This window comes from Corallococcus sp. CA047B (assembly GCF_003612065.1).
Classification (GTDB): Bacteria; Myxococcota; Myxococcia; order Myxococcales; family Myxococcaceae; genus Corallococcus; species Corallococcus praedator.
Genome location: NZ_RAWD01000710.1, coordinates 1 through 620 on the forward strand (window position 1 = coordinate 1; position 620 = coordinate 620).

At 80.8% G+C, this 620-nt stretch carries 1 pseudogene; it reads right to left on the minus strand.

Going from position 1 to position 620, the window contains the following annotated elements:
* Positions 1-620 (minus strand): annotated as a pseudogene (locus D7X74_RS43515) (FrgA protein); the annotation flags it as partial.

The following is a 620-nucleotide window of genomic DNA, read 5'->3' on the forward strand; positions in this document are numbered from 1 at the left end:
GGCGAAGGAGGCCACACGGGGGGCGGCGTCGGAGCGCGGCTTCCCGGAGCTTGAGCGGGCTGCGCGGTGGGAGCCGTCCGGGCGTTCGGCGCGGAAGGCTGCGACGCCGTGGCGGGCGGCGGGACCGGGGCTGCCGGCGCGGAGGTGCCCGGTCGGGCGTTCTGACCCGAAGCCTGCTGCGCGGTGGCGGTGCCCTGTGCGGCCGGCGTCGGCGCGGAGGTGCCCGGTCGGGCGTTCTGACCCGGGGCCTGTGGCGCCGTGGCGGACGGGCCCTGCGCACCGGGCGCTCCCGCGACACCGTCCGTGGCGATTCCCCGGCCGGGCGGCGGGCGCGCGGCGGGCGTTCCCTGGGGCGGGGCGGAAGGCTGGCCCTGGACGCCGGGCGCGGTGCGGTTCGCTGGCGGTGCTCCCGCGGCGGGCGTGGCCGGCCCCACGGGCGTCAGCACGGGCACGGACTGCGGAGGCGGTAGCGGCTTCTCGCCGGGGGGATAGAGCGTCGGGGGCGCGCCGCTCGCGGGCGTGGTCGCGCTCTGGTTCGCGGGCGTGGCGCGGGCCGGTGTGCCCGGCATGTTCAGCCGCAGGGGCTCGCGCACGTACGCGGGCGGCGGGATGTCCGCGGG